An 11,900-nucleotide genomic window follows, 5' to 3' on the forward strand; every position below is an offset into this window, starting at 1 on the left:
CGCGCACTTCAGGAGAAAACTTGTTCGTCGTCTTGCTTGTCATAGACCCTACTTCTCACGAGTTGGGGTCTCCGGCAAACTCGGTGCGGTTCAGTGTCGAGGATCCACTCTATGATAAAGAGAGTACGTTCGACGCGTCCTACCTCGCGCAATGCCGCCGCCAAATCGTTCTGTCGGGGATAGGATGCGAGTTTCCGGAGTAACTGGCTCGGTCTGATCTTGCCCGCAGCCATCGTGGCGGCGCACCGGAATAGATCGGGCCAATTTGCGACGATCAGCTCTTCCCGGATTTTGCCGCCGACCAGGCCGCGCAAATCCTTCGGCGTTGCTGCAGGATTGAACACGTAGAGCCGTTTCGATGGCAAATCACGAATACGCAGGATGAGGCGATAGCCAAGCATGGCGCTGATGCCGAAAAGGTGATCCGTGAAGCCGGCCGTATCGGCATATTGTTCCCCAACCTGCCGACCAGCCTCATTCATCAGCAAGCCGTCGAGGATGTACGGTGCTTCGCTGACCGTTGCGGGAATAGTCTGCGACGCGAAGGGCGCGAACTGGTCATTGACGTGGGTGTAGGCTTTCAACCCAGGTTCATTGCCGTACTTCGCGTTGATCATGTTCATGGCCTCGCCCTGTCGTGCCGATGGGAAGAACTGGCCATCGCTCGATGCCGTCGTCCCCATGCCCCAGAACCGGGACATCGGCAGCTTCCCCTGCGCGGCTACGACCATTGCCAGTGCCTGGTCCATAGCCTCGCTCTCGACATGCCAGCGGGCGAGGCGTGAGAGCTGCCAGTAATCATGCGTGTTCGAGGCTTCCGCCATTTTACGAAGGCCGAGGTTCAGTCCCTCCGCAAGCAGGACATTCAACAAGCCGACCCGGTCGGTGCATGGCGCTCCGGTTCTCAGATGGGAGAAGGCGTCGGAGAAGCCGATCGCCTTATCAACCTCCAGCAAGATGTCTGTGATCCGCACCGGCGGCATCCGACGATAAAGATCGAGAACCAGTTCCTCTGCGTTCTCGGAAACGTCTGCGGTCAGCCGGTCGATCCGCAACGTTCCATCTTCAATGCTGCCATGGGGAATAGTCCCATCGCGAGCGGCACGCGCCAACCGCTTCAAGCCGTCCGCAAGACGGGCTTTGCGATCAGTCAGCCAGGCCTGAGGGTCAAGAGGAACTGCCAGTCTGGCGTTCGCCTGCGCCGAGGTCAACGGTACAAGGACCTGCTTTAGATCACCGTATCGGCGGGAATGATCCAGCCATATGTCTCCCGATCGGAAAGCATCGCGGAGATGGAACAGGACCGCGACTTCCCATAAACGACTGTCGCTTCCATCTTGCGCGCGGAGATGGCGTTGCCATTTCGAATTTGGCCGAAGGAAAGATGCGTCGGCCGAGGGCAATATGCGCATCGCGCCGATGGCTTTTGCGGCTAAAATCAATGGCTCGGCCACGGGTGCAGCTTTCAGCTTCAGGCATCGCAACATCCGCGGCGCGTATCGGCGGAACCGATGATACCCTTGTCCGACGTGGGCCAACGGTTCATCCGCGAATGTATTGGTGAGTTGCGTCCCTGCGGCGACCAGTTGTTCAAGCCGATGCCATTCTGCCGATCGTGCCATTGCATTTTCCAGCGGAATGCCATCGTCGCGAGCTTCCAGCAAAGAGGCACCCAAGGCCGTGAAAGCGCGAAGCGTATTCGTGACCGCCACCTTGGAATCGGCAATCCGCTCGTCATGGAGCCGTTTCGCCTCTCGCCAGGTTTTCCCGACGATACGGTCGTGGGTCTCGATAACGGCGTCGGCGATCGCGGCTTCCCATTCGACGGCGCAGACGGCGATGATCGCCCATCGCCGATCCGAACTGATGTCGCGCAGGCCATCCGTGAAGTAACGCTCGCCCTGCCGACGCAGACGCGCGATGCGGTGTGGCGGTATACCTACGAGGATCTGAGGATCGATCTCCAGACCGCGCAGGAACTCCAGCCGATCAAGCAAGCGGTTCGCTGACGCGGAATTGCTGCCGACCTCGAACTGGCGAAGCCAGATGAAACGGCTGATGTTTCCGTCCACCATTTCGGTCAGAAGCCCGTCCAGTCGCTCGCGCGCATTAAAATCGAGCCTTTCCGCTATCCGTGCCTCGATGCGTCGCTCGGCCGCAACGAGAGCATCGGCGCACAGACGCTCGATCGTTGACACCGCCGGCAGGATGGTCACCATTCTCCTGCATTGCGCGACGAAGCGCTGCGCCAGATCCTCGTTCGACCTCGCATCTTCGGCCTGATCGAAAAGCCAGTCTCGCAAATCACGTGCGCCACGGCCCGCGAACGCCTTGTAGCCGTAGATCTCACGTAGGGCTTCCATATGCTGCTGGCGGGTCTGGCGGCGAGTAGCATAGGTGAGAAGCGCGTCAGCCGGGATGCCGAGTTGAGCTCCGATAAAAGACAAGACTTTTTGCGGGATCAACTCTCCTGGAGCGAGCGCACGACCGGGATAGCGAAGGGCACATAGCTGTAAAGCGAACCCGAGCCGGTTCTCCGGCCTGCGCCGTTCCCGGATATGTTCAAGGTCGTCGTCGGCCAGCGTGTAGTGCCTGAGCAACGAGAGTTCGTCGGTCGGCAGATCGAAGAGCGCCGAGCGCTGTCGTTCGGTGAGAATATGTCGCCTTGGCATGCCGCAACTGTCCCTATTGAAGTATAGTCTGTTTTGGACAACAATCAGCCCCTACAAATCAAGGCCTTCCGGCACCAAAATCCACGAGGGTTCAATTGGGACAGCGCGCCGCAATTTACTGCCGTGTTTCGACTGCTGACCAGTCATGCGAGCGGCAGGAGCGCGATTTGGCTGCTTTCGCTGACCGAGCAGGTTATGAGGTAGTCGCAACATTCAAAGAGACAGGTTCGGGCGCGAAACTTGACCGCACCGAGCGGCGAAAGATCATGGCACTTGCCCAGTCCCGACAGATCGATGCCATCCTCGTAACTGAGCTGTCTCGATGGGGCCGTTCGACCATCGACCTTCTCAATACGTTGCGCGAGCTGGAAGGCTGGAAGGTTTCCATCATCACCATGAGCGGCATGGCCTTCGATCTGTCGTCTCCACATGGCCGAATGCTGGCGACTTTTCTCTCCGGCATCGCGGAATTTGAACGCGACCTAATCAGCGAGCGCGTCAAATCTGGTCTCGCAGCAGCCAAGGCACGCGGTAGAAGGCTCGGCCGTCAAATAGGAGAACGCCCCAAGTCAGATCGGCTTGCGCCGAAAGTCGTGGCGCTCATCGCAGAAGGTCGCAGCTATCGCTGGATCGCCCGCGACCTCGGCATCAGCAAAAATACCGTTGCTGAGATCGCCAAGCGACACCGATGCCCTGCGAACGACGCAGCTTAACCGACATCAAATCCAGACGTCATTCTCTGCTGTTCGGTCTCCTCCAGCGTGTCCGGTATTGAGGACACCTTTAGGTTCGATCAGCATGAGTTGAACTTCATTTTTTGCATAGGGCTTATGTTCGACGCCTTTGGGAACCACGTATAGCTCGCCAGGTCCGAGCGTCACTGACCCGTCCCGAAAATCGATTCTCAGTTCGCCATCCAGAACGAGAAAAGTCTCATCCGTTTCCGGGTGGTCATGCCAAACGAAATCACCTTCAAGCTTTACCACCTTGAGCTGATAGTCGTTCATTTCCGCAATAACCCGAGGCATCCATTGGTCTCGTATCAAGGACATTTTCTGGGAGAGGTTGATGGCAGTGCGAGTTGGGACTGCTGACATTTCGGCTTCCTCTAGTTGAACTGCGATGACCAGAGTTGACACAAGTCGCTCTGAAATATCAGATACAGAAATGACAAATTCGACCAGTACAGATATCGAGCGGAACCAATACCTCTACACGAGCCTGGTGCTCGACTTCGCCAATCAAATCAGGTCGGGCGGTAAGGAACCCGGTGAAAAGTTGCCATCGCTGCGAAAGCTCGCCGAAGACGTGGGCGTTAGTGTCACGACAGTGTTGACCGCCTATGAAGAGCTGGTGGCTCTGGGCTTGATCGAGTCTCGTCCCAAATCAGGGTTTTTCGTTTCCAGGACAAAGCTGGCGAGCGTGAATATCCCGGGTCGGACAAGTCCTCGCGGCAACGCTCTTCAACTTAGCATCAGCAAACCGGCAATGGCTCTGTTGAGCCAGGTTTCGAGAACGGATGTTGCGCCATTGGGCTGTGCTGTTCCGAGCGCGGAACTACTGGATACGATCAAAATTGATCGGCTCATGAATCGCATCAATCGAACTGCGCAAGGGCGTTTGAACACTTACGCGCCGGCCTTAGGACTGCAAGAACTAAGAGAGCAACTCGCAAAGCGCCATGCCGGCATCGGAGACTTTGCCGATCCCGAGCAAATTATCATTACAAACGGTTGCACCGAGGCATTAAGCTTGATCTTGCAGACCGTGGCTCGACGGGGAGATACGATTGCACTTGAATCTCCGACGTATTTTGGTGTCCTCCAGATCTTGGAGGCTCAAGGCCTGAGAGTATTAGAGCTCCCGACGGATCACCAAGGCGTCTGTCCGGATGATTTAAGAACCTGCCTCAGCAGGCACAATGTGGCGGCCTGTTTGTTCTCGTCGAGTTACTCCAATCCGATGGGCGCGACGATGCCGGATGATCGCAAAGTGAAGATTCTGGATATCCTTGCGGAACACAAGGTCCCTCTCATTGAGGATGACACCTATGGAGATCTTGTTCTTCGTGGTTCGCGTCCTAAGCCGTTTACTGCTTTCAACAGCAAGGCCGAAGTGTTTTACTGCTCTTCTTTTTCGAAGTCTGTCGCGCCTGGATATCGGATTGGCTGGGTCCGGGTAAAGACACGACTTGATGAAATAGCAGATCGCAAATTCGCGGCCTCCCTTTGCAATGCCATTTTGCCACAAGTAGCCATGGCACGCTTTATCGAAACCGGGGCCTACGCTCGCCACGTTCGAAAAGTATTGTCCGCTCTGCGCAATAACTTGGTGCGATCGCGCCTACAGATTGCCTCAAGCTTCCCTGCTAGCACAAAGATATCAGATCCAGCGGGAGGCTTCGTTTTATGGCTCGAATTGCCGCCTGGCTTTGACAGTGAGGAGCTTTTCCAGATCGCATTGAAGAAGAAAATCTGTTTTGCGCCTGGAACAATATTTTCTGCAACAGACACCTACAGGAATTGCCTGCGCATCAGCTGCGGACATCATTGGGATGACAGCATATCGTCAGCCATACTGACGCTTGGCGGTCTTGCAACGGAACAACTTTTGGATGTGACTACTTCGGGTTCAATCGAGAAATTCCCGTTGAAGGAGATTCCCAAGGGCGCTTAGAGTGTCATTTCGCCCCCAGCCGGAACCGACCCCAATAGGCTGTAGGTGAGGGTAGTGATAAATTCCGGACTGCATTCAATCCAAGTCAGATGCGAATTTAATCATTGCTCATGGCTTTGCTGGATGACTTCTCAAGAGAGAAAACAGCGAGTCAAGATTTCGTTCACCTGAAAGGCGAACAGGTGACCGGCGTGCAGGAAGTCACCTGTTCTGATGGCGCTTTCGCTGATACTATAATTGCAATTAGGCTCAAGTCCGTCCGAGACGTCTGCGCAGTTCTTCGTTTTCTGCGCGTAGTTTTGCGGCGAGTTCCTTGCGCAGCTTCAGGTTTTCCGCTTCCAGTGTAATCAGAGTCTTCAGATCGTCGCTCGCCCCCGCTGTCGTTTTTGCCTTTGCTGCTACCGGTGCTGTTTTGCCAGCGGCATTCTTCCAGTTGTAATAAGTCTGTTCGCTGACTTCCAACTGCTGCAGCGCGGCTTTCAGTGTAGTCTTGCCGCCTTTGGTCCTCTTTTCAACGGCAGCAAGAATTGAAGCGCGTTGTGCGGGAGTATATTTCTTGACCGTGCGGGTGGCTGGCTCTGCTGCAATGGGGGCTGTTTTTGCCGCGACTTTGGTCGCTTTAGCGGCAGGTACAGCCGCCTTTACAGGCTTTGGCTCAGCTTTCTTGCGTGGTGCACGGGTTTTCTTCGTGGCACCAACAGGCTCGGCAGCTTTCACCACAACGGGCGTCTCGTTTACTGCTGCAATGGTTTCGTCTGCCATGGTCTGCTTCTCCAGATCGATGTTTAGAAATTCATTTAGGCGTAAAAAATACAGGTCAATGGTTGATGTAACAATAAGGCCGTGTACATCATGTGTTCAAGATAAGATAGACTTGCTTTAAGGGCATATCGATCAGGTGGACATTCTGTTGAGCGTTGAAAATCCGACGCATAATATGTAGCTACTGGTAAACGCCCTCTGATGCGCGTGGAGCGTACCTTTAAATTTCCTCGGGAAAGCTACTCACGGATGAGAAATCCAAACCGTAATATTGTTGTTGAATATAAGAACAAGCGTACCCGCAAGGGCTCGTCATCTTTATGGGGAAATCTGGATCTGAAGTCGATTGCCCGGCAAGTGGAGGCGGATGCGCCCCAATCTCCAATGGAGGTTCAGGCCCAGCCTGATCTGCCCAAGCCGATCGAGCGCAGAACTGAGAACGCCACTACAAAAGTTGTGGCGTATGCCGAGCTAGTCATTGAGCAAGTTGAAGAGGCTCCCCGCGCGCCAAAACTTTCCTACATTGACGCTTCGGGGCCTGAAGAGGTGCTGATCGCAATGGAAGAGTTGCAAACGGCAAACATGGCGGGAAATGCTGCTGTCAGGGAGAAAAAGCCGTCTGTTCGACGTCGTATGAAAAAATCAGTCCCGTTTAAACGAGAAGTGGCAAATCGGATTGTTGCCGAGCCCGATATTCAGGCTGAATTGTCAGCTCTGGAAAACGAGAATGCCGATCTGAAACGTGAACTGGCCGCCAGATTGCGCATGGAGAACAGGCAGTTGCACAAAATGCTCCGACGATTGGAAGAACGGCAGTAGAGAAACGGTCGCTAAGACTGTCCTGCCAGCGTCGATAACTGGTGTGTTCATGCGTTCTGGTGACATGTGTAAGGGCTATGGTTGCCACTACTATTGTGTTGCCAGGCCTAAGCTGACAGCATTTCTGCGCGCTGTTGCGGTAGGTATGGGGAGGTCGATCAGGATGAAGTCACTGGGTAAACGTCTTGTCGCGGGATTGAAAAGCTGGCGATCGCGGAAGAAGTCGGCTTTGCCGGACGAAATGCCCGATGCTGGACCTACAGCCAGTGAAAGTCCTGAGCAGCTTGATCCTATATTGCCAACGCGACTATCCATCAAAGTTACGACAAAAGATCCCGACGAAGAGAATGGCAAGACAACCCGTCCGGTTGAGCCCAACGCTTTTTCTGAGGTGTTATCATTCGCTGAAGAGCCGAAGGCCCCTCATGAACCGCCAGTGGTTGCGGAGCCCGAGAGGAAGGAGGAGATAGATGAAACTGTCGCCTTCCTTCCCGTTCGCAAATCACCACAAAAGCGGTCCCGTGCAAAAAGGCCAAGCCCCAAGACGGAGGACGGGCCGGTAACAGACGAAGAACTGGAAGAGCTGGAAGCGGAAAATGCCCGGCTCAAGCTCCTGTTGAATGAGCGGTTGAAAGCGAAGCAGGGTGGTTCTGAGAACTGACAGAACGTTAAACTTCGAGCGATTTAGGTGAACTATAGGGGATAATGATGGCTGTTACATTATTGCATGGAACCGGAAATCTCATCTGCGACGGCGTTGATGTTGGCGGCGTTGAATTTAGCATCGCGAGCCCTGAAGATGGTCCGGATGTGACCAGGCGTGGAAAAGTGTGGGGGAACAAAAAGGCCGTTGCAGCAGCAATGAACGCTACCAAGACAGAGCTTGTCGCGCTTGAATCCGATGGCTTGCTTCTCCTGGATATTCAGGAGCTGGACCGCGACGGTGGGGCGCTGTTCACGGTTTTACAACCCGCTCCCGTCTGACGACGGCATGATCGTAAAAATCTCTCGATCAACGAAAGTCAAAGATGATCGAAATTTGGCTTTATGATAAATATTGCTCCCAATATACAGGAGCGGGGTCATGCATGGTCATCTCGATTATCATAGACCAAAAGCGTTAAACGCGCTTCTCACCACTGAAGCCAACGAACAGGTGATATCAGCACAGGATGATCGTTTCGATGGTTGGTTCGGCGACCTGTTTTCTGTGCGATACGTCATTATGGTGTGCATGTGCTGTGTTGCGACGTTCATCTTCATCCCCCAAATCCTCTAAACCCCCGCGGCTCTTCCCGGACCGCCGGGGTATGCAGACATCTCCGGTCACGTTATAGATGATGTTTACACGCGGTGAACCCTATCAAGGTCGACATCGAATTTGAAGTGTGCAGGGAACAACATCCGGTCACGCGCCTGGTTAGCGCTCTGGATTGTATCCGGCAGAATTTTTGGGGTCGGTGAGGCCTTTTGGGCGAAAGTGAAACCGCGCAACGTTCAAATCCCTTGGTAAAACTCAAACGATTGATGGGCTGCGTACCCATTTGAGGTTGGCTGTGGCTGGCCTGGAAAAGCTCGTCGGGTTCTTCGCCATTTTGTAGCTTGCGGATTTGTCCCGACAGGAGGCGCCGGGAAAAGTGTTATTAGATTTTTGTCATCGGTTAGCAGCTACCTGTTATCTTGCTTCTATAACACTCCAAGCCGCGACGTTGTTGCGGCTTGGATTTTTTTTGGGTTTCACCGATCCAATTGACCAGATACCTTCCTGTCCAAAAGGGTGCCGGATCCTGCGCGGAGTATCATGTACCTCAATGCCGATTGCTCGTAAAGTCACGGGGAACAATCTGGACAAACCGGATAATCTGCACTATATTAGCTGTGATAAATTGAAGGGAGCTGAAGATGACAGTTGTTACCCGGAAATCGCAAGTCCGTGCGAGGTCGGAAGTCAATCCGGCTGCGGTCGCTGACGTTCTCAAGGTTCTTGCTCGATACAATCCCGGCCTTTCAAAGCCGGCGCTTGTCGCGACGGGCAAGGTCATGGCCGTGGTCTCCGCAGCGGCAGCACGACTTTCTGTCGAGCAACAGCGTCGGATTGCAGCGAACGAAACCGAGCTTGTTCATATTGTGGAAGCTGTCGTCTCGGAACTTGCCACAAAATCTAGTCACACACTCGCGAAAGTTCCAGTCGAAAAGTTTGTCGAGGTCAGCCAGGGTATGGGTCCTGGTCAATTGGTGGATAAGGATGAAGGGCGCCGGAGACTTGCCGAGTTCGCTAAGCCAACCCGCATCGAAGACTGGGCCGGGGCGGTAGCTGGTCCTGGCGACATCGAAAAGAAATTCGGGACAAAGCGGTCGACATTGCACGACTGGCACAAACGCGGAGCTGTCATCGGTTTGCTCAAAGGGGAGCGGAAGCATGTTTTTCCTCTGGCACAGTTCGTGGACGGTCGTCCGGTCGAAGGCATGGCGCAGATAATGAGAATCATCCACAATCCGCGTGTGGCTTGGCGATGGCTGACCGACCTGAAGCCGAGCATCGGTGGAACACCACTCGAACATCTCAAGAAGGGTAATCTTGAGGTCGTTCTGGATGCTGCCGAGCGCGATTTTGGTTGAATTGAACCGTGAAGCTTAATCCCCAAACAGTTCGTGAACTCGCGCTTGCTTTTCGTCCGGTTTCCTATCTCCGCATAATGCCTGCAACCTACATGTCTACACCGCTCGGCATGGGGTTCGGCCATTCCCGGTTCTCAAGTCCTAACCGGAAATTTCGGCTGCTTTATGCCGCATTTGATCTTGCGACTGCGATCGCTGAGACGATCATCCGCGACCGTTTTGAAGGTACAGACGAACGCGTCCTCGATGAGAGTGAAATTGAAGACTGGATTGTAACGGAAGTGACGGCCACCGATCCTCTTATTGTCTTGGATTTGCGTACGACAGGTCTTCTTCGGCTCGGTGTCAGTACGGATGCAGCCCGCGCAAAGGAGCACAGGGAAGGCCAAAGGCTGAGCGAGAATGTCTTTGGATCTTACGCAGTGGACGGTATCCTCTATTCTTCGCGCCTCACGGCATCAAACTGTGTTGCGGTATTTGATCGTGCCGTCGGCTCAAAACTAGTTGCCTCTCCCGCCGTTGAACTTATTCGATAAGTTGATCTGATATCCGCGCTGCGCTCCTGTGGAGTGACAATCCGGGCCAGGCGATGAGCAATTTCGATTTATGTAACGTCTGCAGAATTCTCATGGAAGCTTGCAACTTAACAGTAACAGAATTCTAGCGGCGCTTCGTGCCGATATTGTTCGTCCGTTGCTCAAGGTTGTCAACGAAGTCAGCCTGGGCGGATTTGCAGCCGCACGATCATTGTCAACGGGGTTCAATGATACTCCGGAAAAAGCCTCTCGTCCGTTCGACACACAACGCGACGGGTTTGTTATGGGCGAAGGTGCAGGCATCCTTGTGATCGAAGCTCTCAGTCACGCCCTGGCGCGCGGCGCAATTCCGCTGGCCGAGCTTGTGGGTTACGGCACATCTGCCGATGCGCATCACATCACGTCAGGGCCTGAAGATGGAAGTGGCGCGCGACGGGCCATAGAGCTTGCCGTATCCCAGGCAGGCATATCCTTTGACGATGTCGCGCATATCAATGCGCACGCAACCTCTACCCAAATCGGGGATCTGGGCGAAATGACGGCCATAAAATCCGTATTCGGTGCCGGGACCAAAGTAGCAGTCAGCGCGACCAAATCAGCGACCGGCCACCTTCTGGGGGCAGCCGGTGGACTGGAAGCGATTTTTGCCATCCTCGCTCTCCGCGACCAAATCGCCCCGCCAACCCTCAATCTCGATACACCGGATCTTGCTGGTGAAGGTATCGGGTTCGTGGCGAAAGAAGCCCAGCCGAAAGCCATGGAGTATGCGCTTTCCAATGGCTTCGGCTTTGGAGGCGTGAACGCCAGTGTGCTTTTCCGTCGTTGGAAAGGCGAATTTTGAAACACAACCTATAATCCGGACAGACAGCCTTGCTGCCGTCAGTCGCGAAACACCAAGGACCGATCCCATGAATCGCTCAAAACCTGATGTTGCTCTTGTTACCGGAGCCTCTTCCGGCATTGGCCTGGCCACAGCAAAAGCATTGCTTAACGCCGGATACCGTGTGTTCGGGACAAGCAGGCGCGCAAATTACGAAAATGTCGACGGCATTACCATGGTGCCTTGCGATGTCACTGAGGAGACGTCGGTTGGAAAGTTGGTCGAGACTGTCTTGAATGAAGCCGGCTCGATTGATGTGCTGGTAAACAATGCCGGCATTGGCCTCCTGGCCGGGGCGGAAGAATCCTCAATCGCTCAGGCGCAAGCCTTGTTTGACGTGAATGTTTTCGGTGTCATCCGTGTTACGAACGCAGTTCTGCCGGTGATGCGGCGGCAAAAATCAGGCCGTATTATCAATATCAGCTCGGTTCTCGGTCTAATTCCTTCGCCATATAACGCGCTGTATGCCTCGACCAAACATGCGATAGAAGGATACTCGGAATCTCTCGATCATGAAGTGCGCACATTCGGAATTAGGGTCGTTCTGATCGAGCCTGCCTATACTCGCTCCGCCTTCGAGGAAAACGTACTGGAGCCCGATCAGCCTATCGGCCTGTATGAGCCGATGCGCTTTACGATGTCGGAGCACTTGCGCGATCAGATCGCTGTCGGAGATACCCCCGAAACGGTAGCGACTACAGTTCTCGCAGCTGTAATTGCAACCGCTCCCAAGCGCCGCTACACCGCCGGGAAGCTTGCTGGAAAAATACGATTACTGCGTCGGCTGGTACCTGAAGCGGCATTCGATAAGAGCCTGCGTAAGCAATCGGGCCTACCGGTCTAGGTCCTGTTGACAAAGTGGATTCCCAAATCAGCAGAAGCGTGATTCAAGACTGCTTTTTAGGAGGCAGTTTTGGCTCGCGGCGACCTGACAGA

At 54.3% G+C, this 11,900-nt stretch carries 11 protein-coding genes and 2 pseudogenes; 10 read left to right on the forward strand and 3 right to left on the reverse strand.

Annotated features, from left to right (window positions below):
* Window positions 1-80: 80 nt before the first annotated feature.
* Window positions 81-2,672, reverse strand: a pseudogene (locus FHS76_RS21860) (Tn3 family transposase); the annotation flags it as partial.
* 95 nt (window positions 2,673-2,767) lie between these two features.
* Between FHS76_RS21860 and FHS76_RS21865 the strand changes: the two are divergent.
* Window positions 2,768-3,385, forward strand: coding sequence for a recombinase family protein (locus FHS76_RS21865; protein WP_183658323.1), 618 nt, complete (start codon window positions 2,768-2,770; stop codon window positions 3,383-3,385).
* A gap of 6 nt (window positions 3,386-3,391) precedes the next feature.
* Here FHS76_RS21865 and FHS76_RS21870 read toward each other — a convergent pair whose 3' ends face one another.
* Window positions 3,392-3,769 carry a cupin domain-containing protein gene (locus FHS76_RS21870; RefSeq protein ID WP_183658326.1) on the reverse strand — a complete coding sequence of 126 codons (378 nt, stop codon included), beginning with the start codon at window positions 3,767-3,769 and terminating at the stop codon, window positions 3,392-3,394.
* A gap of 70 nt (window positions 3,770-3,839) precedes the next feature.
* On the opposite strand from FHS76_RS21870, the gene FHS76_RS21875 reads away from it, so the two are divergent.
* Window positions 3,840-5,348: an aminotransferase-like domain-containing protein gene (locus FHS76_RS21875; RefSeq protein WP_183658329.1), complete on the forward strand. Its 1,509-nt coding sequence runs from the start codon at window positions 3,840-3,842 to the stop codon at window positions 5,346-5,348.
* A 249-nt stretch (window positions 5,349-5,597) separates the two neighbouring features.
* Here the strand turns inward: FHS76_RS21875 and FHS76_RS21880 are convergent, their stop codons facing one another.
* Window positions 5,598-6,110: a transposase gene (locus tag FHS76_RS21880; RefSeq protein ID WP_183658340.1), complete on the reverse strand. Its 513-nt coding sequence runs from the start codon at window positions 6,108-6,110 to the stop codon at window positions 5,598-5,600.
* 249 nt (window positions 6,111-6,359) lie between these two features.
* Between FHS76_RS21880 and FHS76_RS21885 the strand changes: the two genes are divergently transcribed.
* The 8 genes and pseudogenes from FHS76_RS21885 to FHS76_RS21920 all read left to right on the forward strand — a co-directional run bounded on the left by FHS76_RS21885 (window position 6,360) and on the right by FHS76_RS21920 (window position 11,808).
* Window positions 6,360-6,929, forward strand: coding sequence for a hypothetical protein (locus FHS76_RS21885; protein ID WP_183658343.1), 570 nt, complete (start codon window positions 6,360-6,362; stop codon window positions 6,927-6,929).
* Between the two features lie 163 nt (window positions 6,930-7,092).
* Window positions 7,093-7,590, forward strand: a complete 498-nt coding sequence (locus tag FHS76_RS21890) for a hypothetical protein (protein WP_183658346.1) — start codon at window positions 7,093-7,095, stop codon at window positions 7,588-7,590.
* Between the two features lie 47 nt (window positions 7,591-7,637).
* On the forward strand, window positions 7,638-7,913 hold the full coding sequence (locus FHS76_RS21895) for a hypothetical protein (protein ID WP_183658349.1): 276 nt from the start codon (window positions 7,638-7,640) through the stop codon (window positions 7,911-7,913).
* A 100-nt stretch (window positions 7,914-8,013) separates the two neighbouring features.
* A complete protein-coding gene (locus FHS76_RS21900; RefSeq protein ID WP_183658353.1) occupies window positions 8,014-8,208 on the forward strand; it encodes a hypothetical protein in 195 nt (64 codons plus the stop codon).
* Window positions 8,209-8,831: 623 nt separating this feature from the next.
* Window positions 8,832-9,548 (forward strand): antitoxin Xre/MbcA/ParS-like domain-containing protein, encoded by a 717-nt coding sequence (locus FHS76_RS21905; protein WP_183658356.1) that lies wholly within the window; start codon window positions 8,832-8,834, stop codon window positions 9,546-9,548.
* Between the two features lie 8 nt (window positions 9,549-9,556).
* The gene (locus tag FHS76_RS21910) at window positions 9,557-10,084 is read left to right on the forward strand and encodes an RES family NAD+ phosphorylase (protein ID WP_183658358.1); all 528 of its coding nucleotides are present in this window, start codon (window positions 9,557-9,559) and stop codon (window positions 10,082-10,084) included.
* A 169-nt stretch (window positions 10,085-10,253) separates the two neighbouring features.
* Window positions 10,254-10,925, forward strand: a pseudogene (locus FHS76_RS21915) (beta-ketoacyl synthase N-terminal-like domain-containing protein); the annotation flags it as partial.
* 67 nt (window positions 10,926-10,992) lie between these two features.
* Entirely contained in the window at window positions 10,993-11,808 is an 816-nt protein-coding gene (locus FHS76_RS21920; protein ID WP_183658361.1) for an oxidoreductase, read from the forward strand.
* Window positions 11,809-11,900 lie beyond the last annotated feature (92 nt).

Origin of the sequence: Brucella daejeonensis, assembly GCF_014199265.1 — a bacterium.
GTDB classification, from domain to species: domain Bacteria; phylum Pseudomonadota; class Alphaproteobacteria; order Rhizobiales; family Rhizobiaceae; genus Brucella; species Brucella daejeonensis.